This is a genomic window from Streptomyces sp. 2131.1 (genome assembly GCF_900105515.1).
Lineage (GTDB): Bacteria > Actinomycetota > Actinomycetes > Streptomycetales > Streptomycetaceae > Streptomyces > Streptomyces drozdowiczii.
The window spans coordinates 5,146,784-5,171,184 of record NZ_FNSY01000001.1 but is presented as its reverse complement, the minus strand read 5'-3'; the positions used below and the strand labels follow the sequence as shown (position 1 = coordinate 5,171,184).

Here is a 24,401-nt window from a genome sequence, read left to right as displayed (position 1 = left end):
GGCTTCCGTGACGTTCAAGGCTGAGTACATCTGGATCGACGGCACCGAGCCGACCGCCAAGCTCCGCTCCAAGACCAAGATCATGTCCGGCGGCCCGTCGTCCGACGTGGCGGAGCTGCCGATCTGGGGCTTCGACGGTTCGAGCACCAGCCAGGCCGAGGGGCACGCCTCGGACCGGGTGCTGAAGCCGGTCTTCACCTGCCCGGACCCGATCCGCGGCGGCGACGACGTCCTGGTCCTGTGCGAGGTCTTCGACATCGACATGACCCCGCACGCGTCCAACACCCGGGCGCTGCTGCGTCCGGTCGCCGAGCAGTTCGCCGGGCAGGAGGCGATCTTCGGTATCGAGCAGGAGTACACCTTCTTCGACGGCCACCGGCCGCTCGGCTTCCCCGAGGGCGGCTTCCCGGCGGCGCAGGGCGGCTACTACTGCGGTGTCGGCTCGGACGAGATCTTCGGCCGGGAGATCGTCGAGAAGCACCTCGACAACTGTCTGAAGGCGGGCCTGGGCATCTCGGGCATCAACGCCGAGGTCATGCCGGGCCAGTGGGAGTTCCAGGTGGGCCCGCTGTCCCCGCTGGAGGTCTCCGACCAGCTGTGGATCGCCCGCTGGCTGCTCTACCGCACCGCCGAGGACTTCAACGTCTCCGCGACCCTGGACCCGAAGCCGGTCAAGGGCGACTGGAACGGCGCCGGCGCGCACACCAACTTCTCCACGAAGGCGATGCGCGAGGGCTACGACGCGATCATCACGGCCTGCGAGTCGCTGGGCGAGGGCTCGAAGCCGATGGACCACGTCAAGAACTACGGCGCGGGCATCGACGACCGGCTGACCGGTCTGCACGAGACCGCCCCGTGGAACGAGTACAGCTACGGCGTCTCCGACCGCGGTGCCTCGGTGCGCATCCCGTGGCAGGTCGAGCAGGACCGCAAGGGCTACATCGAGGACCGCCGCCCGAACGCCAACGTCGACCCGTACGTGGTCACGCGGCTGATCGTGGACACCTGCTGCTCGGCCCTGGAGAAGGCCGGCCAGGTCTGATCCGCCCGTACGTCACGGGAGGCGCCCACCGCACGTCGCGGTGGGCGCCTCCCGTTGTCGGTGGGGTGTGCCAGGCTGGTCCCATGCTCAGCGTCAAGGTCGAGACCGAGAACCAGCAGACCCACACCCGCGTTTCGGAGCGGGCGCTGGGCGACCTCGTGCACCGCATCGGCGGGCGCGGGGACAACTTCCTGGTGGTCCAGCGGATCCCGGACATCCCCGGCACGTTCATCCAGGTGTGGCACGAGACCGGCGCGGGTTACACGGTGGAGCACCGCGCGGGTTCGGCGGCCGGCCATGTCCGGGCCGACGTCGACGACCCCGAGCGGGTCCTCGGGCTGATGACGGGCTGGGCACGCCAGGAGCCGGGCTGGGACGGGGGCACCGTCTGGGAGAGCGCCGGGATACCCGAGCCGGACCCGGTGCCGGAGCTGCCCGCCGAGATCCGGGGGCAGTTGGAGGCGCGGGTGCGGGAGCTTCTGCGCGGGGGTTACGGGAGCGTGCGGACGCTCACCGAGACGGCCGAGGACTACCTCGTGAAGGACGGGGTGCGGCCGGTGTCGCATGCTCAGGCGCGGGAGTTGGTGGAGCGGCTATGGCTGGAGCGGGTCGAGGAGCAGCGGCTCTGGGCCGATGTGACGGACCCGGACCGCCTTGAGCGGGCGTTCGCCGAGCTGGACGGGCGCGGGATCACCGCCCGGGAGCACTTCACGTGCTGCCGTTCCTGCGGGATGAGCGAGATATACGCGGACGGGCGCGAGGACGCCCGGGGCTTCGTCTTCTTCCACCTCCAGTGCACGGAGAGCGCGGCGGCCGGGCACGGTCTGACGCTGTACTACGGCGGGTTCGACGACTCCGCGGAGACGACCGCGGCGGTGGGCCGCGAGGTGGCGGCCGTGCTGGGCGGGGCCGGGCTGACGGTGGAGTGGGACGGTTCGCCGGACAAGGCGATCGAGCTGACGGGGCTGGACTGGCGCAAGCGGCTGGTGGGTTAGGCCGGCTCCCGGAGGGGGTGCCTCCGCCCCGGCGTGAGGAACGTAACGCAAAGGGACCGTATCGACGGGTGGGAGAGGTCTGCTCCCGGGCCGTGTTCTCTGCTTCAATGGGGGCATGGCCAGCTTCCCGCACACCTCGACAGGTCGCAGCGACCTCGAGCCGTTCTGGCCCTCCCGTCAGCATCACGACTTCGACCGGGTGTGTTGCCGCGCGCTGAACGCGCCGGCCCTCTGACGCCCTCACCCGGCCTCCGGTCCGCGCGCACGCAGCAAGTCCGTCCACCGACGACTCCCTCGCGCGAAAGAGCTGACCCCTCATGCCGAACACCCGTACCTTCTCCGCCGCCGCTGCGACCTCCTCCGTCCCTCCCCACTCCCCCAACCGGCACCGGCTGCGCGCCGTGGCCCCCGACGAGGTCGTCCAGCAGGCCGACGTCTCCGCCCTTCTGACGCCGGGCGCCACTTGGTTCCCCGCTCCCCAGCACACCCTGCCCAGCCTGCCGGGCCGCCCGCCGATGGTCGGTTACCTGGTGCTCGTGCCCGCCGACCAGCAGCCGGCCCTCACCGCCGCCGCCGCGCAGTACGCGGTGCCCGAGCAGCCGTCGGCGGAGGCTGCGGGCCCGGTGACCATCGACTCCGTCCAGCGCTCCGCCTCGGTCGACGGGCGGCTGCTGGACCTGACCTACCTGGAGTTCGAGCTCCTCGCCCATCTGGTGGCCCACCCGCACCGCGTCCACACCCGCGACCAGCTGGTGACCACGGTCTGGGGGTACGGACACGTGGGCGACGGCCGGACCGTCGACGTCCACATCGCCCGGCTGCGCCGCAAGCTGGGCGCCGAGCACCGCCGCTCGATCCAGACCGTGCGCCGGGTCGGGTACAAGTACACGCCCTGACCACCCGGCAAAGGGGCGGGCCCCGGCTCCGGTACGCGCTACCGGAACCGGGGCCCGCCTTCGTACACCCGGGTCAGCGCGCCCCCGGCCCGACCGGTGTCGCGACCGCGGCCGGCTCCGGTTCGCCGTGGTCCGGGCTCGGCAGCCTGCCGAGGCCGCGCGGGGTGCGCCAGTTGCGCTCGCCGAGCAGCGCCATCACGGAGGGCAGCAGCACCATCCGTACGAGCGTGGCGTCCAGCAGGACCGCGACCGCGAGGCCGACGCCCATCTGCTGCATGTCCTGCATGGACAGGGTCGCGAAGACCGAGAACACCGCCACCATGATCACGGCCGCGCCGGTGACCGCGCCGGCCGTGCGGCGGATGCCCTCGTCGATCGCGGCCCGGGTGGTGAGGCCGCGGCCGCGGCCCTCGCGGATCCGGGAGACCACGAAGACGTGGTAGTCCATCGAGAGCCCGAACAGGACGACGAGGACGAACAGCGGCATCCAGGACTCGACCGCGCCGACGCCCTCCGAGCCGATCAGCCCGGCGCCCCAGCCGTGCTGGAAGACCGCGGTCATGACCCCGTACGCGGCGGCCACGGAGAGCAGGTTGAGCAGGATGGAGGTCACGGCGATGACGTACGAGCGGAAGCAGAAGAGCATCAGCAGGAACGTCACCGCGGTGATGAAGAGGAAGACGGGTGCGATACCGCGCTTCAGCTGGTCGTTGAAGTCGACGGACCCGGCCACCTCGCCGGTGACGTAGGCGTGGGCGCCGCTGGAGTCGAAGGCGGCGGGCAGGCGGTCCTCGCGCAGTTCGGTGAGGTCCTTCTCGCCGCCGGGCAGCGGGACCTCGAACTCGGCGACGTTCTGAGCCCGGTGGACGGTGACGTGGTCGAAGCCGGAGAGGGCCTTGCGGACGGCCGGGGCGTCGATGTCGTCGGCCTCGACGACGACCTGGGCCGGGGCGGGGCCGCCGGGGAAGGTCTCGCTGATGTCGCGGTAGGCGACGGACAGCGCTGAGTCCGAGCCGAACTGCTTGTCCAGGCCCAGGGATTCGGTCTTCATGCCGATCGCGGGCACGGCGAGCACCAGCAGCACGACGACGGACGCGGCGGCGAAGAACTTCGGCCGGTTCAGGACGGGGCGCAGCACCCGTCCTGCGATGCGGCCGCTCTGCTTGTCACCGCGCCTGCCGCGCCGGTTCAGCAGCGGCACCCGGCCCGCCTCAATGCGGTCGCCGAGCCAGGAGAGCAGGGCGGGCAGCACGGTGACGGAGCCCAGCATGGCGATGCACACGACGGTGATGGTGGCGAGGGCGAAGCCCTTGAAGAGCATCAGGCCGGACAGGAACATGCCGGCCATGGCGACCATGACGGTGAGCCCGGAGACGAGGACGGCCCGGCCGCTGGTGGCGGCGGCGATGCGCAGGGCGGTCTCGGCGTCGCGTCCGGCGGCCCGCTCGTCGCGCTCGCGGCGCAGGTAGAACAGGCAGTAGTCGACGCCGACGGCGAAGCCCATCAGGAACATCACGGAGTACGTGGTCTGGAACAGGTGGAGCTGGTGGCTGGCGAGCGAGAGCAGTCCGAAGGCGGCCATGCACGCGGTGAGCGCGAGCCCCACGGGCAGCAGGGCGGCGACGACGGCCCCGAAGGCGACCAGCAGGATGCCGAGTGCCAGCGGTACGGCGGTGAACTCGGCCTTCTTGAAGTCGTCGGACAGCAGGTCGCCGAGCCACTTGCCGGCGCTGGCGTCGCCGAACTGGCTGACGGTGACGTCAGGTTGCCTCTCCTTCACGCCGGCGACGGCGTCCAGCACCGGTTGGACCCGGTCGGCCGCGGTGTCCGGGTCGCCCTTCATCTCGAAGGTGATCAGCGCGTCCTTGCGGTCCTTCGAGGCGACCGGGTCCGCGAGGCCGGTGACCTCGCCGGTGTCCCGGACAGCGGCGGCGAGTTCGCGGGCGGCGGGGCGCCAGCCGTCGGGCTCGGCGGACGAGACCATGACGAGTTCGCCGGCCCGGTGGCTCAGGCCCGCGTCGGAGAGGATCTGTTCGGCGCGGGCGGAGTCGCCGGCGCCGTTCTCCGCGTCGGTCATCTCGACCATGCCCGAGGCGCCGCCGATGCCCGCGGCGAGTACGACGAAGAGCAGCCAGCCGAGAATGGCCGTCTTGCGGTGGTGTGCGCTCCACACACCGATACGTGCCGCGAGGTTACGCCTCATGGCGGGTTCGCCCCCTGTTGGTGGAAGTCCGACGATGCACCTCGAATCTAGGAACGGCCGGAGGGCGGCCCCAGCCGGTGGAACCCCCGGTCGCGCGGCACGTAGGGCGAGGTGGCGAGGGTGGTGCTGGGTACACCCCCACCGGGTGGGGAACCGGCTGACGTTCGCCGGGCGCGCCGGGTCAGACTGTGTGCGACACGGGGCCGGCACAGGGGCCCGGCGAGGGGAAGAGGGACCGGGATGGACGCGAAACGGGGACGGATCGGGTCGGCGCTGCTGGCCGCGGGACGCGGGCTGGTGCTGTCGTTCGCCGCCATCGCGGGCTCGTGCACGCTCTTCGTACTGGCGCTGGTCTCCATAGTCATGATCCCGCTGGGCATCGGCCTGGTGACCACGCCGTACATCCTCCAGGCGGTCCGCAAGCACGCCAACCAGCGCCGGCTGCTGGCCGTCACCTGGTCCGACGTGCGCATCCCGGTCCCGTACCGGCCGTTGCCGAAGGATGTGCGCAGCGGCTTCACCGGGCAGGTGGAGCGGACCACGCTGATGCTGAAGGACCCGGCGACCTGGCGGGACATGCGCTGGATGGTGGTCGACATGACGGCCGGGTACGTGGTGGCCGTACTGGCGGCGGCGCTGATGGTCTACCCGGTGGAGGGGTTCGTCCTGGCGGCCGGTCTGTGGCGGGTCTTCAGGGACGACCAGTACTGGTACGGGTTCGTCCCGGTCGACAGCCAGGCGACGGGGCTGGCGGCCGCCGCGCTCGGTGCGGCGGTCTTCGCGCTCGGGGTGCTGGTGAGCGAGCGGCTGCTGCGGGCGCACTTCGTGCTCGCCCGGTCGGTGCTGGCGCCCACCCAGGAGCAGGAACTCGCCCTGCGCATCGACCGGTTGACGGAGACCCGGCACGAGGCCGTCGACACGGCCGCGTCCGAGCTGCGGCGCATCGAGCGTGATCTGCACGACGGGGCGCAGGCCCGGCTGGTGGCGATGGGGATGAACCTGGGCACCGTCGAGGCGCTGATCGAGAAGGACCCGGCGCAGGCGAAGCAGCTGCTGGCGATGGCCAGGGAGTCCTCGGCCGAGGCGCTGACGGAGCTGCGCGACCTGGTCCGGGGCATCCACCCGCCGGTGCTGGCCGAGCGCGGGCTGGGGGACGCGGTGAAGGCGCTGGCGCTGCGGCTGCCGATCCCGTGCGACGTGGACGTGGAACTGACGGGCCGGGCGGACGCGCCGGTCGAGTCGGCGGCGTACTTCGCTGTCAGCGAGGCGCTGACGAACGCGGCGAAGCACTCGGGCGCCGACCGGATCTGGGTGGACCTGCGCCACGGCGAAGGAGCGCTGAAGGTCTCGGTCACGGACAACGGCCGGGGCGGGGCCTCGGTGGGTGCGGGCTCGGGCCTGAGCGGTATCGAACGCCGGCTCGGTACATTCGACGGCATCATGGCCGTCAGCAGCCCCGCGGGCGGTCCCACCATGGTGACCATGGAGATCCCTTGCGAGTTGTCCTAGCCGAAGATCTCTTCCTGCTGCGCGACGGCCTGGTCCGGATGCTGGAAGCATACGACTTCGAGATCGCGGCCGCCGTCGAGACCGGGCCGGAACTCACCAGAGCTCTGGCCGAGTTGGAGCCGGACGTCGCGGTCGTCGACGTCCGGCTCCCGCCTTCCCACTCGGACGAGGGGCTCCAGTGCGCGCTGGCGGCCCGGCGGGCGCGGCCCGGGCTGCCGGTCCTCGTACTCTCCCAGCACGTCGAGCAGTTGTACGCGCGCGAGCTGCTGGCCGACGGCAACGGCGGGATCGGGTACCTGCTCAAGGACCGGGTCTTCGACGCGGACCAGTTCATCGACGCGGTGCGCCGGGTCGCGGCGGGCGGTACGGCGATGGATCCGCAGGTCATCTCGCAGCTGCTGACACGGCGTTCGCAGGACAAGCCGATGGGCGGGCTGACGCCGCGCGAGCGGGAGGTCATGGAGCTGATGGCCCAGGGCCGGTCGAACGCGGCGATCGCCTCGCAGATGGTGATCACCGAGCGGGCGGTGGCCAAGCACACCTCGAACATCTTCGGGAAGCTGAGCCTGCCGCCGTCCGACGACGACAACCGCCGCGTTCTGGCCGTACTGGCGTATCTGGACCGGGGTTAGCGGCTACTCGGCCAGGTGCAGGGTGGTGGTGCCGAGGTGCGGCTTCGCCCGGGATTCCAGCACCTTGACGCGGACCGCCGACGCCGTGACGGCCCCGGGCAGGGGGAGGATGCGTTCGTGGCCGATGGTGGTGCCCTCGGCGATCCGCTGCCAGACGCCGTTCACCCTGGCCTCGACCGCGAACTTCTCCACCCGCTGTCCGTGCCGGATGTCCTCGCGGACGGCGACCCGGTCGAAGGTGTACGGGCCGCGGGCGTGCTCGCGTACGTCGGTGCCGTAGATTTGGCGCACGTCGGCACCGAAGGCGGTCAGTTGCGCCACGTCCGCGTCGGCGATCCGGCCGTCGGGGGCGGGCGGGACGTTGAGCAGGAGCGAGGCGTTGCGGCCGACGCTCTTCTCGTACAGGCTCATCAACTGCGCGGCGCTCTTGGGCTGTTCGTCGGGATGGTAGAACCAGCCGGGCCGGTTGGAGACGTCGGCCTCGGCCGGGTACCACTGGAGATGGTTGACCCCGGGTGCGAGGAGCCGGTCGCGGGAGCCGATGTCGGGGTCGGTGGAGTCGTTGGGCAGCGAGCCGAGCCCGGTCCACGGGTCGGTGGTGTGCGGGGTGACGCTCCACTCGGTCTCGCGGGCCGTGCCGTTCTCGTTGCCGACCCAGCGCACGCCCTGGGGCCCCTGGAAGACGACGGTGTCCGGCGAGAGCGCCTTGACCATGTCGAACCACTGCTTGACGTCGTACTTCTGCGTGATGCCGGAGCCGGACCAGGGGTTCGCGCCGTCGAGCCACAGCTCCTCGACGGGGCCGTACTGGGTGAAGATCTCGTAGAGCTGGTTGAGGTAGTACGCGTCGTAGTCGTCGGCCCGCACCTGGAAGGTGGGCAGCTTGCCGCTCCTGACACGGGCGGCGCGGTCGTCGCCGGGGACCAGGGTGGGGATGGTGCGTGCGGTGACGGGGCTGCCGTTGCCGAAGCGACCCTGCCCGGCCGGCGCTCGGTCGCCGTCCTCGAGGGCCATCCGCTCGGGCAGGGACAGCGGCCGGCCGGCGGCCTGCTTGGCGCGGATCTTCTCGACCCACTCGGCGTGCCAGGCGTGCGGGAGTTCGGCGCCGTCGGAGGGCGAGAGGTAGAAGCCGACCTTCAGCCCGGCCTTGCGGGCGGCCTTCACATAGGCGGCGACGACGTCGGGGCTGCCGGGGCTGAGGGCGACCGAGTGGTCGGTGTAGCGGCTGGGGTAGAGGACGAAGCCGTCGTGGTGCTTGACGGTGAGCATGACCTGTTCGGCGCCGGCGGCCTTGTAGACGCGCATCCACTGGTCGGCGTCGATGGCGGCGGGCGCGAAGAGCTTCTCGTCCTCGGTGCCCGAGCCCCACTCGCGGCCGGTGAAGGTGTTCATGCCGAAGTGGGTGAAGGCGGTGACCTCCCGCTGCTGCCAGGCGAGCTGGCCGGCGGTGGGAACGATGTTCGCCGCCTTTTCGATGATCCGTGCGGGGCTGTCGCAGTCATCGACCGTCATCTGGGAGGCGGGTTTCACGGGCCCCCGGCACGCACCCGCGGCTGCGGACGGCCCGGGCGCGGCCTGCTGTGCGGTGGCGGTTACGGGGATGAGCGCGGCGGCGGCCGCCAGCGCGAGCGGGCTGAGCACATGGGTGCGTCGTGCCATGGTTCCCTCTCCTTCGCGACCACGAGTGGTCGGATCTATCGGGTGCCGACGCGTGCATGGTGCCGCACCAGGAGGGTGACGGAAAGGGTTCGGACTCCATACGTCCTATGTCTCGTGCGAGTAGTCCAAGCCTCCGGGATCGCGCTCAGCCGTTGAACCAGGCCGCGACGTCGAGCCGGAAGGCGCCGTCCGGGGCCATCGTGCGCAGGTCGTCCTCCACGGCGCGGACCCGCTCGGCGCCGAGGGCCCGTACCCACTCGGCGCGCAGCCGGTCGAAGCCCTCGGCGGACCGCCGCAGGACGTCGATGCCCCGCGCGGTCAGCAGGACCAGCTTGCGGCGCCCGTCGGCCGGGTCGTCGGCGCGTTCCACGTAACCGAGGGCCTCCAGCCTGTCGACGGTCTTGCCCGCGGCCTGCTTGGAGACACCGAGGCGGCGGCCGATCTCACTGGCGGTCGCACCCTCGATCCCCACGGCCTGGAGGGCGTAGCCGTACGCGGGCCGCATGTCGGGGTGGCCCTGCTCGGCCAGTTCGCGATGGAGCGCGTCGATGACCGACCGGAAGCCGGCGAACAGCAGAAGGGGCAGCTCGAAGCCTCTGCCGGTCTCCTCGGGGCGCACTTCTCCACGCCCGCCCGCACGTTCAGCCATTGCGAAACTCGACAACCTGGTTTACGTTTTCGTCAATCATGTTGTCGAGTTTACGCGAGAGGTCCACCATGCCCGCGACCGCCTTCCCCGACCACACCCTCGAATCCGCTCCCGCCGCCGCCCAGGCCGGACTGTCGGCCATCGCGCGGAAGCAGGGCTTCCTGCCGGCCGCCGCCGCCCGGATGGCCACCTCCCCCGAGGTGCTCAGCGGCTTCCTGAAGATGAACGCGCTCTTCGAGGCCGGCACCCTGGACCAGCTCTCCCGCGAGGTCCTGAGCATGACCATGGCCACCCGGAACGACTGCCACGTCTGCGTGGCGATGCACACCGGCGTACTCACCGCCCTCGAAGCAGAGCCCGCGCTCATAGCCGCACTGCGCGGGAGCACCCCGCTCCCCGACGAGCGCCTCGAAGCGATGCGGCAGTTCATACTGGCCGTCCTGGCGGCGAACGGGGCCGTCGACGACGCCGCGATCGAGGCGTTCACCGCCCACGGCTACACCGCGCGCAACGCGCTGGAGGTGACCCTCGGCATCGCCACCTACACCCTGTCCACCTTCGCCAACCGGATGACCGGAGCGCCGGTCGACGAACCGCTGGCCCGGTTCGCCCGACCCCGTCCGGGCCCCGACGGGCGGGCCCCGGAGTGACCATCGCACCATTCGCTCGTTCAGCTGAATGTGCGCACACCGTCAGAGCTACCGCCCGCCGTCGCCCCGGCCGACGCGGAACAGGCCGAGGCCGCGCTCGTCGAGCACTACCCGCGCCTCGTGCGGATCGGCTACCTCCTGCTGCCGCCCTCGGTGAGCCGTGGCCGGCGCGTCTTCGCCGCCCACGCCCTCGCCCAGCGCTCCCTCCAGGCCGCCCACCGCGCCGGAGCCGCCACGATCCCGCTCCCCCGGCACCCGGGCCGCACCGGGCCCACCGACCCCGGATACGCGTACGTGCGCCGCCAGGTGCTGCGCCGGGCGCTGGCACCGGGGCGCATCGGCCGACTGCGCCTGCGGCTGCGCCGGCTCCCTCCCGCCCTGCCGTACGCCTGGGGCCTGCGGCTGCTCCCGCACCCGGGCGGGGCCGGCGAACTCGCCCTGGAGCGCGAGCTGGCGGCGGCCGGGGCCCCCGCCCGCGCCGCGTTCGTCCTGCGCGGCCTCGAAGGGCTGGCCGACGGGGAAGTCCGGCGGGAGCTGGCCGCCGCCGGGGTGGCCGATCCGCACGCGGCCCTGATGGAGGCCGACACCATCACCGCCGGCCACGCGCTCCTCGCCTCGCCGGAGTTCGACCCCTGCTCGCTCCAGGCCCGGCCGCCCGACCTGCCGCGCCGCCGCCGGCGGGCCCGGACCGCGCTCGCGGCCCTCGCCGCGCTGCTGGTGTGCGGGGCGTTGCTCGGGCTGCCCGGTGAGGGCTGGGGGCGCGGCTCGCTGTCCGCCCCGTTGTACGCGCGCAATCCGGCGTCCGAAGCGGCCCTGGACCCCGGGTCGTTGCGCCGGGTGCCCGCGGAGTTCTGGCAGCGCTCGCCGCGTACGGACTTCACCGCCTGGCCCACCCGCGGCGACCGCACCGGGGACACCCGGCTGCTGCGCCGGGCCTTGGAGGTGTGGGCCCGGCCGGGCGCCGGGGTGCGGACCTCGGCGACACCGGGCACACCGGTGGGCCCGCCGATGGGGGCGCCGCAGCTGCTGTACGCGGGTGAGGTGGGCGAGTCCGCGGTGGTGCTGTTCCACGACGGGCTGCGCGTCGTGCGGTACGCCGAGCCGCGCAACGCCGACCCGTCGCTGGGCGCCGCCCTCGACTTCGCCCGGGTGGACGGGGCGGACGCGGCGTCGTCGGGCGCCCTGGTGGTGGCCCGCACCCGGGACGGTGTGCGGTACCTGACTGCGCCCTGGGTGCGGGGCGTCCGGGTGCGGGACCTGCTCGCGCCGGACCGGGCGCCGCGCCCGCTGCCCCGCTCCCCCGACGGGGTGACCGACGCGTCGGCCGCTCCGGCGACCGGCCCGGGCTGCCGGTCCTGGGAAGCCGTCGAGCTGACCGGGGGCGGGGCGGTACGGCTGGTCACGGACCTGGGCGAGCTGGCCCCGGCCCGGCTGACCTCGGGTGCGCCGGGGAAGCCGCACGACGTCACCGGGCGGGCCGAGCGGGAGAGCTGGGCGCGGACCGCGTGCCTGCTGCCGGAGGTCCGGTCGCACGGGGTGCGGACGGTCAACTCCTGGGCGTACGCCCGGCAGCCGCTGCCCGAGGACGGTGGCACGGCGCAGTGGCTGTGCACCAGGGCGGAGACCTGGCGGGGCACCGGGAGCCGGGTCATCGCCCAGTTCCAGGCCCCGGCCGCCCGCCCGTCGGAGCCCGGTGCGGTGGCGGCGCGCGCCGAGGACGCGCCGGAGTGCGGGGCGCGGGCCCCCCGGGTGCTGGCGGGCGTGCTGTGGAAGTCGCCGGGCGGCCGGTGGTACGTCCTGGCGGCAGGCAGCGAGCAGTTCGCGTCGCTGGCCACGTCGGGCGGGGTGACGGGGAGCGCCCGGGGGCGGCTGCTCGCGGTGCCGGCCGAGGCGGGGGCCAGGCCGAGGCTGGAGGGGCGGCTGAAGGACGGGGGCCGTGTGGTCGCGCTGCACTGAACCGCCGGTCGGGAGCGCGTCGGCGCGGGAGGGCGCGGGAATTCGGCGCAGACCCCTGTTCCCCGGGCTTACCGCTCAGTATTTTGACAACATGTCTAACACGCAGCCAGCGGCGGTCGCGTCCGAGCGCACCCTCCTCAAGGCCCGGCGGGTCAACTTCGCCTGGGACCGCACCCCCTTGCACTGGGTGCCGGGCGACCCGTTCACCACGCACACCATCAATGTGCTCCACCTCCTGCTGCCCGCCGGGGAACGCTGGTTCATCCACGTCTACCGCCAGGTGCTCCCGTACATCCACGACGAGGAGCTGCGGCAGGACGTCATCGGCTTCATCGGCCAGGAGGCGATGCACTCCCAGGCCCACGACGACGTGCTGCCACACCTGAAGGAGCAGGGGCTCGACCCGACGCCGTACACCGCGCAGGTCGACTGGCTCTTCGAGAAGCTGCTCGGCGACAGGACCCTGCCGCCCGGCCGGGCGCGCAAGTGGTGGCTGCTGGAACGGGTGGCGACGATAGCCGCGATCGAGCACTACACCGCGTTCCTCGGCGACTGGATACTCAACGCCGACGAGCTGGACCGGCGCGGGGCCGACCCCACCATGCTGGACCTGCTGCGCTGGCACGGCGCCGAGGAGGTCGAGCACCGCTCGGTCGCCTTCGACGTGTTCATGCACGTCGACGGCAGCTACCGGCGGCGGGTGCGGACCTGGGCGACGGCGTTCAGCGCGCTGGCGTTCCTCTGGCAGCGCGGCGCCCGCTTCTTCATGGAGAACGACCCGAGCCTCCTGGAGGGCAAGGCGTCCTTCGGGCAGTTCTACCGCAGCGGCCGGCGCGGCACCCTGCCCAGCACCCCGTCCATGCTGAAGTCGATCCCGCGCTATCTGAGCCGTGCGTACCACCCCTCCCAGGAGGGCAGCACGGCACAGGCCGTCGACTACCTCACCCGCTCGCCCGCCGCCGTCGCGGCCGAGGCCCGTACGACGGAAGCGCGCTGACCATGCCGCCTGCCCTGCCCCTCCCCCGACTGCGTACGGTCGCCGTGGCGGCCGGAGCCGCGCTGCTCGCCAAGCGGGCCCTGCGCCGGCGCATCCGGAAGTCCCCGCTGTGGCCGCTGCCCGCGCTGGACGAGCCCATATCCGGCCGGTTGCAGCGCCGTTCGACGACCGGGCGGCGGCTGCTGGTCACCGAGCGGACGAGCCCCGCCGACGGCGTGGTCCGACTCCGCCTGGAGGGACCGGACCTGCCCGCCTGGGAACCCGGCGCCCATCTGGACCTGGTGCTGCCCTCCGGGCTGGTCCGCCAGTACTCGCTGTGCGGCGACCCCGCCGACACCGGCGCCTACACGGTGGCGGCCCGGCTCGTCGAGGACGGGCGCGGCGGCTCCCGCGAGGTGCACACCGCGCTCCACGAGGGCATGGAGGTCGAGGTGCGCGGTCCGCGCAACCGCTTCCCGCTCACCGAGGCCCCCGCGCACCTCCTGATCGCCGGCGGCATCGGCATCACCCCCGTCCTGCCGATGCTGCGCCGACTCGCCGCGGAAGGCGCCGACTGGCACCTGCTGTACGGGGGCCGCAGCCGCGCCACCATGCCGTTCCTGGAGGAGATCGAGAAGCTGGGCGCGGAAGGCGGCCGGGTCACGGTCGTCCCGCAGGACGAGGCGGGCCACCCGGACCTGGCCGCCGCCCTCGCGGACACGGCGGAGGGCACGGCGGTCCACTGCTGCGGCCCGCAGCCCCTGATGGACGCGGTCGCCGCCGCGCTGCCGCCCGGCCGCACCCTGCACCTGGAGCGGTTCTCGGCGGCGGGTACGGACCCGGCGGACGCGGAGCCCTTCGAGGTGGAGCTGCGCCGCTCGGGGCTCACCGTGCCGGTGGCGGCGGACCAGTCGGTGCTGGCCGCCGTACGCGCCGAACTGCCGCATGTCCCGTACTCCTGCGAGCAGGGCTTCTGCGGCACGTGCCAACAGCGCGTCCTGGCGGGCGAGGTGGAGCACCGGGACGAACTGCTCACGGACGTGGAGCGCGCGCAGGCCATGCTGATCTGCGTCTCCCGGTGCCGGGGCGGGGGCCGGCTGGTGCTGGACCTGTGACCGGGCCGGACCCACCGGTCGGTACGCTGGGGCCATGACGACCGGGGTGCGGCGCAGGATGGGCGTCGAGGAGCGCAGGGAGCAGCTGATCGGCGTCGCGCTGGAGTTGTTCAGCCACCGGGCGCCGGACGAGGTGTCGATCGACGAGATCGCCGCCGCGGCCGGTATCTCCAGACCGCTGGTCTACCACTACTTCCCGGGCAAACAGAGCCTGTACGAGGCGGCGTTGCGCCGGGCGGCCGACGAGCTGGCCGCCAGGTTCACGGAGCCGCGCGAAGGGCCCCTCGGCGCACGGCTGCTGCGGGTGATGGGCCGGTTCTTCGACTTCGTCGACGAGCACGGCCCCGGCTTCGCGGCGCTGATGCGGGGCGGTCCGGCCGTGGGCTCGTCCACCGCGAACGCGATGATCGACGGGGTGCGCCAGGCCGCCTGCGCGCAGATCCTGGGCCATCTGGACGCCGGTAGGCCCCCGGCCCGGCTGGAGTTGGTCGTACGCTCCTGGGTCTCCCTCGCCGAGTCGACGGCGCTGCTCTGGCTGGACGGCCGGCGGGTGCCCCGGGCGGAGCTGGAGTTGCAGCTCGTGCACGACTTCGCGGCGCTGGCCGCCGTGAGCGCGGCGTACGACGAGGAGATGGCGGGGATCGTGCTGCGGGTGCTGGCGCAGGAGCCGGCGGACGGGCCGTTCGGGGACCTGCTGACCCGGCTCTCCGCGCTGGCCCCGGCCGTGCCGGCGGTGCCGGCGCAGCGGTTGCCGTAGGGCGGCGCGCGGAACCCCACGCACCGCCGGGCCTCATCCGCGGGGCCGCGCCGAGACGAACGGCTGGGGCTCCGCGCCCTCGACGGTCGAGGTGCCGGTCACCGTGATGCCCGCCCGGCCGACGTCCACCCCGGTCGCCATGTTCTCCGCGGGGCCCGTCGCCGTGGGCTGCGGGAGTCGGAGGTCGCTCCAGCGGCCCCCGCCCTCCGGCTTCCACGCCCAGGCCAGCGCGTCCCGCCGCTCACCGAGCGTCTGGCCCACGACGGCGATCCCGCCTCCGGACCGTGCGGTCACGCCGAAGAGCCGCGCGGGCACGTCGGGTACGGCGAGCTTGTGCCAGCCGGTGGCGTCGTGGCGGGCGACCAGGGCGCGGGTCGATCCGTCCTCGGGCGACCAGTCCTCGCCCACCAGCCACACCGCGCCGCCCTCGGTCACGGCGAGCTTCGTGGCGTGGCCGGGGATGTCCGTGATGCCGGGGGCGTCGACCCGCTGCCAGGACGAGCCGTCGTAGTGCATCAGTAGCGGGCTGCCGTTGTCGTAACCGGACGCCCAGACGTCGTGGTCGGAGACCGCCCGGACGGTGTTCAGATACCAGTAGTCGCTGGGGAGTTCCGGGAGCGATACGTCACGCCACGCCTCCCCGTCGAAGTGGCGGACGATCCCGGCGTTCCGGTACTGGATGTTCCAGCTCCCCTTCGCCTCGTTCCAGGTGCGGGAGACCTCGATCTGCGCGTTGCCGGCGGCCCAGGCGCCGCCCGGGCGGGCGTCCACATCCAGCAGGGAGCCGAACGGCGCCTTGTCCGGCAGCTCCGCCGGCACGACCTGCCAGCGCGTCCCGTCGAAGTGCTGGGTGTAGACGCGACCGTCGAGGACCGCGGAGTCGTCGCCGACGAGCCACACGTCACGGGCGCCGTTCGCGTCCACGGCGTTGACCCGGCTGCTGACGTCCCCGGCGGCCGTGGTGGCCGACGGCACGGGAGTCCATGCCGCACCGGGTGCCGAGCGTTCGGTCACGACGGGCTGGAAGCGGGTCACCTTGCCCTCCCTGCGCACGGTGAACCCGGCCGCCCAGGTCCGCCCCCGCCCCATGTCCACCACGTCGACGAGGTTGGCGTCGGTGTACGGCGTCGGCTCGCTCGCCCAGGTGCGGGCGGGCTCGTCCGACGCGGACGCGGGCAAGGGGACGGACAGGGCGACGGTCAGGGCGGCCGTGGCCACGGCGGTGCGGAGCAGGGTGCGGCGGCTGGACTTCAGCACAGGGTGGTTCCTTCCGGAGACGGTCTCACCCGGTAAGTGCCGTGACCCGCCCGGAAGGTTGCACCCGTTCCGGCTCAGCCCCTTCGGTACGAGGCGTCGAGGTCGCGGGCCTCGACCGAAAGGTGCAGGGCCGTGCCGGTGACCGCTTCGAGGTGGGCGGTCAGCAGCGCGAGGACGGACTCGGTGAGCCGGGCCTTGCCCTCCGGGGTGCGGCCGGCCAGCAGCGAGATGTCCACGTGCACGAGCGCGTCACCGCCCGGGGCGTCCGCCACCACCGTCTCCTCGGCCCGCCGGAAGCGGGTCTTGCAGGCGGCGATCTTGGCGTCGACGGTCTCGGCGACCAGCGGGTGCAGTGCGAGGGCGAAGGCGGGACGGTCGAAGGTGTCGGCGAGCTCGGCGGAGTAGTCGACGGTGATCTGCGGCATGGCGGGCTCCCGGGCGGGCGGAGGGTGCAGGGCTGCGCCCAGCCTTCACCGGCTCCGCGCGGGCGCACAACAGGCATTCACTATGTGAGCAGTTCGCCGTGGAGCGCGAGGGCCAGCCCCGCCTCCGCACTGTCCGCCCGGCCCTGCTCGAAGGCGCGCCGGTACGCCGCGTCGCCGACGGCCTCCCGGGCGCGGCGTTCGCACGCCTCGCGCACCGGGCCCAGTTCGGGGGTGCCCCGCTGGGGATGGCCGACCATGCGCCAGTAGACCTGTCCGGTGCCGTAGACCCGGGCGGCCCTGGCGCCCTCGCCCTGGGCGGCGATGGCGGCGGCCAGGACGTCCAGGCCGAGCGCGATCCCGAAGCGGTCGCGGAGCCGGTGCTTGCCGGCGAGCATGGCGCGGGCGTGCGCGGCGGCGGATTCGGCGCGGCCCTGGAGCAGGGCGATCAGGGCGAGCTGGTAGTCGACGTAGGAGCGGGTCCAGCACTCGTCCTGGGCCTCGCAGGCCGCGCGCAGCACGACGGCGGCCGAGGCTGCCTCCTCCAGCCTGCCGAGGCCGGTCAGGGCGAAGACGGTGATGAGGTGGCAGCGCAGCCGGTAGGCCGCTTCGAGCCGGGTGCCGGTGGCGGTGGTGCGCAGCACCCGCCGTGACTCGCGCAGCCCCTTCTCGGGGTCGCCGGTCATCAGATGGGTGAGGCCGCGCAGATAGGCGGCGGCGAGGATGCCCTCGTCGGTGCCGTCGGCGGCGGCCGCGCGCACGCACTCCGCGCCGATCCGTTCGGCGGCCGGGTAGTCGCCCTGGAGGAGCACGCAGATGCCGAGCACCCACAGGGCCCGGGTGCGGTGGGGACCGCGGTCGGGTCCGGTGTCCAGGGCGCGCTGGGCGTAGCCGCGGGTCTGGGGCAGGTGGCCGCAGCAGCACCAGAAGAAGCCGATGCGGCCGGCCATCTCCTGGGCGGCGGCCGGGTCGTGGGCGAGGAGGTGGTCGAGCGCGGCGCACAGGTCGGCGTGCGCGTCGGCGATGCGGTGGTACCAGAGGATCTGGTCGTCGCCGGTCCAGCCGGCGTGCGCGTTGCGGGCGAGGCTCAGGAAGCAGGCGGCGTGCCGGTCGGCGGCGGCACGTTCCTCGCCCAGCTCCGCGAGCCACATCCGGCCGTACTCGCGCAGGGCGTCGAGCATCCGGTGGCGGGTGCCGTCGCGGGTGACGACGGATTTGGCGGCCAGGCCGCGCAGCGCGGTGCGCACGCCGTCGTCGGTGAGGGGGCCGCCGGTGCAGACGGTGACGGCGGTGGCCTCGTCGAAGTCGCCGCGCAGCACGGTCAGCCGGGCCCACAGGAGGCGTTCGAGCGGGGTGCACAGCTCGTGGGACCAGCCGATGGCGGTGCGCAGGGTGCGGTGGCGGACCGGGCGGAGGGTGGCGTCGGCGAAGACGTCGAGCCGGGAGCCGAGGCGCTGGGCGATCTCCTGGACGCTCTGCCGCCCGACCGCGGCGGCGGCGAGTTCGATGGCGAGCGGGATGCCCTGGAGGCGGCGGCAGATCTCGGCGGCGGCCTCGGCGGCGCCGGGTTCCCGGAACGGGGTGGCGGGGGCGGCGGCCGTGGCCCGTTCCCGGAAGAGGGTGAGGGCGTCGGCGGCGCCGTCGACGGGCAGCGGATCGACCTCGACGAGCTGTTCGCCGCGCAGGTCCAGGGGCTGGCGGCTGGTGGCGAGGACGGTGAGGCCGGGCGAGGTGGTGAGGATCTCGCCGAGGAGGTGGGCGCAGGCGGGGCGCAGGTGCTCGCAGGAGTCGAGGACCAGGAGGAGCTGTTTGTCGGCGAGCCATTCGCACAGCACGTCGATGGGAGTGCGCAGGGTGTGGTCGCTGAGGCCGACCGCGTCGGAAACGGTGGCGAGGAGGAGTTCGTCGTCGTGCAGCGGGGCGAGGTCGGCCCACCACACGCCGTCGCGGTAGCCGGGTTCGGCGCGGCGCGCGGCGCGCAGGGCGAGCCGGGTCTTGCCGACTCCCCCGGTGCCGGTGAGGGTGGTCAGCCGGCCGGCGGCGAGGGCGTGTTCGAGTCCGGCGAGCTCTGCCGTCCGTCCGACAAAGCTGGTGGTCTCCTCGGGGATGTTGCTGACCATCGTCACCGTCGCTGCGCAGGTGGAGCGGCCGGCCCCGGCCCCCGCGCGGATGCGGGGACCGGGGCCGGCCGGGTGGAGTGGGAGCGTGCCCGTCGGGTGCGGTGGAACGGCACTTCCGGGCGGCTGCCCATACGGTAGTCCTGTCGGGGTCAGCGCAGGGTGAACACCGCCACCGTGCGTCCCGGAACGGTGAAGCTGCCCGAACTCCGCTCGTACGAGGACTCCTTGACGGTAGAATCCGCGCCCTTCGCCTGGACGGGGTGCAGGGCGTAGTCCTTGCCGGCGAGCTCGGCGACCTTCTGGGTGGTGGTGCCGGGGGCCGCGTTGAACACGACGACGAGCTTGCCGAGCCGCATGGTGATCACGCCCGGGGTCTCGTCCTTGCCGGAGAGCGGGAAGGAGAGCCGGGACCGCACCTGCGCGGCTGAGGCCAGATCGAAGTCCGGCTCCGTGGTGCGCAGGGTGAGCAGGTCCTGGTACGCGGCCGAGGCGCCGTTGATCTGCGCGCAGCCCGGGGTGGCCTTCGCGTTGGTCAGCAGCGGCTCGGCGTAGGGCCACTTGGCCTCGTTGTCCGCGGCCGGCGGCAGTCCGCGCCCGAAGCCGTTGCCGGCCCGGCAGTCCCAGTGCAGGGCGTTGAACCAGTCGCCGCTGTCGAAGGAGTTGCGGTCCAGCGACTTGGAGCGCAGCAGGTCCGTGCCGGCCTGGGAGAGCGCGGGGCCCTGCGAGAGGGTCGCCGTCGCCATGGCCAGGACCTGCATGCGGGCCCGGTCGGCGGCGGAGGTGCCCGCCGGGAGCTTGAACGCGAGCGCGTCGTACAGGGACTCGTTGTCGTGGGCGTCCGCGTAGGCGAGGGCGTCGCCGGGGGCGGCGGCGTAGCCGGCCGGGGCCCCGTTGTAGTCGACGCCGGAGCCCTTGACGGTGTTTCCGGAGGTGTCGGTGAAGGTGTAGTCGGCGAGGTTACCGGTGAGGCCGACCTTGATCAGGTCCTGGTAGTGCAGCAGGCGGGCCTTCTGCTCGGCCCGCGTACCGTTGGCGGTGGAGGTGTTGGGGTCGGTGTAGAGGCCGGTGGCGAAGCCCTGGACGCCGGGGTCCTCGTCGAACGGGGAGCCGCCGCGCACGGCGTCGCGGGCCCGGTCGGAGAAGGTGGCGATGCCGGTGCCGGCCATGTTCTTCTGGGTGGCCTGGACGAAGCGGGCGTCGTCGGCGATCTCCCCGAAGTTCCAGCCCTCCCCGTACAGGATGATCTTCTTGCCGTCCACGCCGTCCCTGGCGGTGGTCAGCGCGTCGAGGGCCTTGCGGACGGCCAGGATGTTGGCCTTGGGGTGGTGGCCCATCAGGTCGAAGCGGAAGCCGTCGACCTTGTACTCCTTGGCCCAGGTGACCACCGAGTCCACGACGAGCTTGCCCATCATGGTGTTCTCGGGGGCGGTGTTGGCGCAGCAGGTGGAGGTGGCGACGGTGCCGTCCTCCAGGAGCCGCTGGTAGTAGCCGGGCACGATCCGGTCGAGGACGGATTTGTCGTCCTGGCCGGAGGCGACGGTGTGGTTGTAGACGACGTCCATGACGGTCCGCAGTCCGGCGCCGTTGAGGCCCTGGACCATGCGCCGGAACTCGACCGTGCGCTCGGTGCCGTCCGGGTCGGAGGCGTAGCTGCCCTCGGGAACGGTGTAGTGCAGCGGGTCGTAGCCCCAGTTGAAACCGTCCTTCGCGGCGGCCTTGGCCACGCAGGCCTGCTGCTCGGCGGAGTCGGGGGCGTAGACGGACAGGTCACAGGCGGGCACTGCCTGGTCCTTCTTCTTCTCGGGGATGGTGCCGATGTCGAAGGCGGGCAGCAGGTGGACGTAGCTCGTGCCGGAGTCCGCGAGCTGCTTGAGGTGCTTCATCCCGTCGGAGCGGGTGTCGGTGAACGCCAGGTACTCACCGGGGTGCTTCGAGGTGGGGTCCGCGATGGAGAAGTCGCGGATCTGGAGTTCCTGGATCTGCGCGTCGCGCAGCGGCACGGCGGCGGGCTTGCGGAGGGTGTCCCAGCCCTTGGGGGCGAGGCTGCGGTCCTCCAGGTCGACGACGAGGCTGCGGGCGGAGTCGGTGGTCAGGGCGGTGGAGTAGGGGTCGGTGACCTTGTTGGTGACGAGCTTCTGGACGGTGGGCGCCCAGACGTTCACGACGTACCGGTAGGGCTTGCCGTTCCAGCTCTTCCTCCCGGTGACGGACCAGACGCCGGTGCGGTCGTCGCGCCGCATGGGGACGGTCCGGCCGTCGAGTTCGAGGGAGACGGTACGGGCGGTGGGCGCCCACACCGAGAGGGTGGGGGTGCCGTGCCGGAAGACCGGGCCGAGGGCGGCGCCGCTCGCCTTCGCGCCGTAGAGGTCGTCGAGCACTCCGGCGCTCTGCACTCCGGTGGCGGCGAGCAGGGCGCCGTTCGCGGCGCGCTGGGTGGCGATGAGCTGGCCGCGCAGGGCCTCGCGGACGCGGTCGCGGTCGCGGGCGTCGACGGTGAAGGCGGGGTAGTCCTTGAGGTGCGGGTACTTCGCCTTCTGGGCGTCGGTGAGCGCGGACGGGGTGAGGCGCAGCCACTGGCCCTCGTCGCTCAGGGCGCCGTCGGTGACGGTGATGCCGCCGTTCTTCGCGTAGACGAGCTGCTGGCTGGTGGCCTCGGTGGTCTTCACCTTCCAGACGACGGTGTCGGCGTCGATCCACTGCGCCTCGGCCTTGGCGAGGTCGGGCGTCGGGACGCCTCCGGCCTGCGGGAGCAGGTAGCCGCCCTGGCCGCCGAGCATCCACACCTCGTGGCCGTACGTGGCGAGGTCGAGCGCCTGGTCGCTGGGCAGGTCCTTCTCGTCGCCCCGGTGCAGGATGTAGCTGAGCGAGGTCGCCCCGTCGGTGAGCGGGACCTCGAAGGTGAGGCCTGAGGCGTCCTTCTTCACGGGCTGGAGCGGCTTGGCCCAGTCCGTGGGCTCCTTGGCGCCGGTCCAGGTGTGCAGGCCCCAGCCGTCGTAGTCGCCGTCGGCCCGGTAGTAGTGCAGGACGGCCTTGGTGGTGTCCTGCGCCGGGTAGGCGCCGTCGGGCGCGGTGCCGGCCTGGCCGTCCTCGCCCTGCGCGATCCACACCTCACCGGTCTTCGCGAGGTCGACGGTGCGCTCGGGCCCGTCGGCGGTGCCGGACTTCTCGACGGTGTACGGGACGGTGGCGGCGTCCTCGGGGACCTTGATCCAGGCGAACGCGCCGTACGCGTCGCGCCCGGTGAACGCGGCGGTCGCCCCGCCGGACTTGACCTGCCAGCCGTCGTAGTCGCCGTCGGCGCGCTTGTAGTGGACGACGGCGTAGTCGCGTTCGACGGCGACGGGCTTGGCGGGGGCGGGCGCCTGTCCGGCGGTGGACGAGGCGGTGGCGCTCGCGGTGCGGCCGGTGCGGTCGACGACGAGGGCCTTGTAGCGCAGGGGCGTGCCGGCGGCCGTCCTGTCGCTCAGCGTCTGGGTGACCTTGTAGGGGGCGTGGTCGGCGGTGCCGAGGGTGGTCCACTTGCCGTTGCCGGTCTGGGCGGCGAAGACGACCCGGTTGAGGGAGCCGCCGTCCACGTCGGCGGTCAGCTCGACGGTGCCGGTGGCGCCGGCGGCGGGGGCCTTCAGCGTGGCGGAGGGCTTGGCCGCCGGGGCCGCGAGCGGCCCGGAGGCGCGGAGCACGAGGCTCGACAGGGCCGGGACGGTGACCGTGATCTTCTTGTCGGCGCCACTGCGGACCGTGCCGGAGCCGCCGTACAGGGTGCGGAAGTCCATCCGCGCGGACCCGGTGGGCAGCTCGACGGTCTTCGCGGAGGTGCCGTTGTTGACGGCGACCACGTACTCGTGGCCGCGCTTGGCGTCCGTACGCGAGAAGGCGTACACGGAGCCCTCGGCGTACCGCTCGGTCTGCACGCCGTCGCGGAGCGCCGGGTTGTCCCGGGTCAGCTTCGAGAGGGCGGCGATGTTCCGGTAGAGCGGGTGGGTCTCGTCGTACGCGTCGGAGGCGTGGGTGCGGTCGGTGCCCAGCTCGTCGTCGTCGAGGTAGTCGGCGGTCTTCGAGGCGAACATCGTCTGGCGGGCGTCCTTGTCGCCGCCGGCGCCCGTGAAGCCCTGCTCGTCGCCGTAGTAGACGACGGGGTTGCCCCGGCCGAGGAACATCAGCTCGTTGGCGAGCTCCGCGCGCTCGACCAGCTCCGCGTCACCGGCCTGCGGGTTGTCCTGCTTGAGGAAGCTCCCGATGCGGCCCATGTCGTGGTTGCCGAGGAAGGTCACCTGCTCGTAGGCGTTGGCCTTGTCGGTGGTGTACCGGTAGTCGTCGCCGAAGACGGCGGCGAGCTTCGAGGCCGGGGCGCCCTGCGAGGCGTACTGGCGGGCCGCTTCCTGGAACGGGAAGTCGAGCGTGGCGTCCAGCCGGCCCTGGGTGACGTACGGCGAGGTGACGGCGGTGTCCGAGGAGTAGACCTCGCCGAACATGAAGAAGTCCTTGCGGCCGTGCTTGGCCGCGTACGCGTCGAGCGCGGTCGCCCACTGGGTCCAGAAGTCCATGTCGACGTGTTTCACGGTGTCGATCCGGAACCCGTCGATATCGAAGTCCCGGACCCACTTCTCGTAGATCTTCTCCATGCCGGAGACGACCTCGGGGCGCTCGGTCCACAGGTCGTCGAGCCCGGAGAAGTCGCCGTACGTGGTGGACTCGCCGGCGTACGTCGAGTCGCCCCGGTTGTGGTACATCGTCGGGTCGTTGAGCCAGGACGGCGTCTTGCCGCCGCCGCTCACCGGCTTGTACGGGAAGGAGTCGGCGTCCGTCCTCGCCATGCCGGCGGCGTCGTCGAAGGGGCGGCCGTCGCGGTCGAGGTAGGGGTAGGCGCCCTTGGACCTGTAGCCGTAGGTCTTCTCGGCGTAGTCGACGGTGTCGGCGGTGTGGTTGGTGATGACGTCGAAGAAGACCTTCATGCCCTTGCGGTGGGCCTTGTCGATCAGCTCCGTCAGGTCGGCGTTGGTGCCGAAGTGCGGGTCGACCTGGGTGAAGTCGGTGATCCAGTAGCCGTGGTAGCCGGCCGATGCGTCCTTGCCGGTGCCCTGGACGGGCCGGTTCTTGAAGATCGGCGCGAGCCAGATGGCGGTGGTGCCGAGCCCCTTGATGTAGTCGAGCCGGTCGGTGAGCCCCTTGAGGTCGCCGCCCTGGTAGAACCCCTTGTCGGTGGGGTCGTACCCGGTCTCCAGCCGCGAACCGGTCAGCCCGCCGCGGTCGTTGCCGGTGTCGCCGTTGGCGAACCGGTCGGGCATCACGAAGTAGAACTGCTCGCGGGTCAGGTCGTGCCGGGTGGCCTGGGCGGCCAGCTTGGCGTCCGAGGGCGCGGCGGGCGGCCGGGCCGCGGCGGCGGGCAGCGCGGGCACCAGGGCCGCGCACAGGGCGGCCGCGACGACGGCGGTCGCCGTTCTGCGTGCGGGCACGCGCGGGTACGGACGTTTCACTCGGACTCTCCTCGCAGGGGTACGGGGGTGTGCGGTGCCGGACGGGCCGCGTGGGGGTGACGGCCCGCCCGGCGGGTGGGGGGTGGGGG

The 24,401-nt window shown here is 72.8% G+C and carries 17 protein-coding genes; 10 read left to right on the top strand and 7 right to left on the bottom strand.

Features of this window, described 5'->3' with window-relative positions; translation table 11 throughout:
- Positions 1 to 7 precede the first annotated feature (7 nt).
- The 3 genes from glnII to BLW14_RS23205 all read left to right on the top strand — a co-directional run bounded on the left by glnII (position 8) and on the right by BLW14_RS23205 (position 2,933).
- Positions 8 to 1,042: a glutamine synthetase gene (gene glnII / locus BLW14_RS23220; RefSeq protein ID WP_093709122.1), complete on the top strand. Its 1,035-nt coding sequence runs from the start codon at positions 8 to 10 to the stop codon at positions 1,040 to 1,042.
- Between the two features lie 83 nt (positions 1,043 to 1,125).
- Complete coding sequence (locus tag BLW14_RS23215) at positions 1,126 to 2,037, top strand: DUF6891 domain-containing protein (RefSeq protein ID WP_093709121.1); 912 nt, start codon at positions 1,126 to 1,128, stop codon at positions 2,035 to 2,037.
- Positions 2,038 to 2,354: 317 nt separating this feature from the next.
- The gene (locus BLW14_RS23205; RefSeq protein ID WP_093709120.1) at positions 2,355 to 2,933 is read left to right on the top strand and encodes a winged helix-turn-helix domain-containing protein; all 579 of its coding nucleotides are present in this window, start codon (positions 2,355 to 2,357) and stop codon (positions 2,931 to 2,933) included.
- 73 nt (positions 2,934 to 3,006) lie between these two features.
- Here the strand turns inward: BLW14_RS23205 and BLW14_RS23200 are convergent, their stop codons facing one another.
- Entirely contained in the window at positions 3,007 to 5,136 is a 2,130-nt protein-coding gene (locus tag BLW14_RS23200) for an MMPL family transporter (RefSeq protein WP_177154073.1), read from the bottom strand.
- Positions 5,137 to 5,376: 240 nt separating this feature from the next.
- On the opposite strand from BLW14_RS23200, the gene BLW14_RS23195 reads away from it, so the two are divergent.
- Entirely contained in the window at positions 5,377 to 6,645 is a 1,269-nt protein-coding gene (locus BLW14_RS23195) for a sensor histidine kinase (protein WP_093709118.1), read from the top strand.
- Complete coding sequence (locus BLW14_RS23190) at positions 6,630 to 7,277, top strand: LuxR C-terminal-related transcriptional regulator (protein WP_093709117.1); 648 nt, start codon at positions 6,630 to 6,632, stop codon at positions 7,275 to 7,277. The genes BLW14_RS23195 and BLW14_RS23190 overlap by 16 nt, the downstream gene beginning before the upstream one ends.
- A gap of 3 nt (positions 7,278 to 7,280) precedes the next feature.
- Here BLW14_RS23190 and BLW14_RS23185 read toward each other — a convergent pair whose 3' ends face one another.
- Positions 7,281 to 8,936, bottom strand: a complete 1,656-nt coding sequence (locus BLW14_RS23185; protein ID WP_256332867.1) for an alpha-L-fucosidase — start codon at positions 8,934 to 8,936, stop codon at positions 7,281 to 7,283.
- Between the two features lie 145 nt (positions 8,937 to 9,081).
- Positions 9,082 to 9,585 (bottom strand): MarR family winged helix-turn-helix transcriptional regulator, encoded by a 504-nt coding sequence (locus BLW14_RS23180; protein WP_093709115.1) that lies wholly within the window; start codon positions 9,583 to 9,585, stop codon positions 9,082 to 9,084.
- Between the two features lie 68 nt (positions 9,586 to 9,653).
- Here BLW14_RS23180 and BLW14_RS23175 point away from each other — a divergent pair, with 68 nt between their 5' ends.
- From BLW14_RS23175 to BLW14_RS23155, 5 genes are all read left to right on the top strand, one after another.
- Entirely contained in the window at positions 9,654 to 10,235 is a 582-nt protein-coding gene (locus BLW14_RS23175) for a carboxymuconolactone decarboxylase family protein (RefSeq protein ID WP_093709114.1), read from the top strand.
- Positions 10,236 to 10,265: 30 nt separating this feature from the next.
- On the top strand, positions 10,266 to 12,191 hold the full coding sequence (locus BLW14_RS23170) for a hypothetical protein (protein ID WP_093709113.1): 1,926 nt from the start codon (positions 10,266 to 10,268) through the stop codon (positions 12,189 to 12,191).
- Positions 12,192 to 12,282: 91 nt separating this feature from the next.
- The gene (locus BLW14_RS23165) at positions 12,283 to 13,188 is read left to right on the top strand and encodes a metal-dependent hydrolase (RefSeq protein WP_093709112.1); all 906 of its coding nucleotides are present in this window, start codon (positions 12,283 to 12,285) and stop codon (positions 13,186 to 13,188) included.
- Between the two features lie 2 nt (positions 13,189 to 13,190).
- Positions 13,191 to 14,282, top strand: coding sequence for a PDR/VanB family oxidoreductase (locus BLW14_RS23160; protein ID WP_093709111.1), 1,092 nt, complete (start codon positions 13,191 to 13,193; stop codon positions 14,280 to 14,282).
- A 34-nt stretch (positions 14,283 to 14,316) separates the two neighbouring features.
- Complete coding sequence (locus tag BLW14_RS23155) at positions 14,317 to 15,039, top strand: TetR/AcrR family transcriptional regulator (protein ID WP_177154072.1); 723 nt, start codon at positions 14,317 to 14,319, stop codon at positions 15,037 to 15,039.
- Positions 15,040 to 15,072: 33 nt separating this feature from the next.
- On the opposite strand, the gene BLW14_RS23150 is transcribed toward BLW14_RS23155, so the two are convergent.
- From BLW14_RS23150 to pulA, 4 genes are all read right to left on the bottom strand, one after another.
- Positions 15,073 to 16,296: a hypothetical protein gene (locus tag BLW14_RS23150; RefSeq protein ID WP_093709109.1), complete on the bottom strand. Its 1,224-nt coding sequence runs from the start codon at positions 16,294 to 16,296 to the stop codon at positions 15,073 to 15,075.
- 74 nt (positions 16,297 to 16,370) lie between these two features.
- The gene (locus BLW14_RS23145) at positions 16,371 to 16,721 is read right to left on the bottom strand and encodes a 5-carboxymethyl-2-hydroxymuconate Delta-isomerase (RefSeq protein WP_093709108.1); all 351 of its coding nucleotides are present in this window, start codon (positions 16,719 to 16,721) and stop codon (positions 16,371 to 16,373) included.
- 80 nt (positions 16,722 to 16,801) lie between these two features.
- Positions 16,802 to 18,838, bottom strand: coding sequence for an ATP-binding protein (locus tag BLW14_RS23140; RefSeq protein ID WP_093709107.1), 2,037 nt, complete (start codon positions 18,836 to 18,838; stop codon positions 16,802 to 16,804).
- A 149-nt stretch (positions 18,839 to 18,987) separates the two neighbouring features.
- Entirely contained in the window at positions 18,988 to 24,312 is a 5,325-nt protein-coding gene (gene pulA, locus BLW14_RS23135; RefSeq protein WP_093709106.1) for a pullulanase-type alpha-1,6-glucosidase, read from the bottom strand.
- Between the last annotated feature and the right edge of the window lie 89 nt (positions 24,313 to 24,401).

Coding starts and splice junctions, on each gene's coding strand:
- BLW14_RS23180 (WP_093709115.1), bottom strand. CDS start 9,585: ATGGCTGAACGTGCGGGCGGGCGTGGAGAAGTGCGCCCCGAGGAGACC.
- BLW14_RS23205 (WP_093709120.1), top strand. CDS start 2,355: ATGCCGAACACCCGTACCTTCTCCGCCGCCGCTGCGACCTCCTCCGTC.
- BLW14_RS23175 (WP_093709114.1), top strand. CDS start 9,654: ATGCCCGCGACCGCCTTCCCCGACCACACCCTCGAATCCGCTCCCGCC.
- BLW14_RS23215 (WP_093709121.1), top strand. CDS start 1,126: ATGCTCAGCGTCAAGGTCGAGACCGAGAACCAGCAGACCCACACCCGC.
- BLW14_RS23165 (WP_093709112.1), top strand. CDS start 12,283: ATGTCTAACACGCAGCCAGCGGCGGTCGCGTCCGAGCGCACCCTCCTC.
- BLW14_RS23195 (WP_093709118.1), top strand. CDS start 5,377: ATGGACGCGAAACGGGGACGGATCGGGTCGGCGCTGCTGGCCGCGGGA.
- BLW14_RS23185 (WP_256332867.1), bottom strand. CDS start 8,936: ATGGCACGACGCACCCATGTGCTCAGCCCGCTCGCGCTGGCGGCCGCC.
- BLW14_RS23145 (WP_093709108.1), bottom strand. CDS start 16,721: ATGCCGCAGATCACCGTCGACTACTCCGCCGAGCTCGCCGACACCTTC.
- BLW14_RS23155 (WP_177154072.1), top strand. CDS start 14,317: ATGACGACCGGGGTGCGGCGCAGGATGGGCGTCGAGGAGCGCAGGGAG.
- BLW14_RS23140 (WP_093709107.1), bottom strand. CDS start 18,838: ATGGTCAGCAACATCCCCGAGGAGACCACCAGCTTTGTCGGACGGACG.
- BLW14_RS23160 (WP_093709111.1), top strand. CDS start 13,191: ATGCCGCCTGCCCTGCCCCTCCCCCGACTGCGTACGGTCGCCGTGGCG.
- BLW14_RS23200 (WP_177154073.1), bottom strand. CDS start 5,136: ATGAGGCGTAACCTCGCGGCACGTATCGGTGTGTGGAGCGCACACCAC.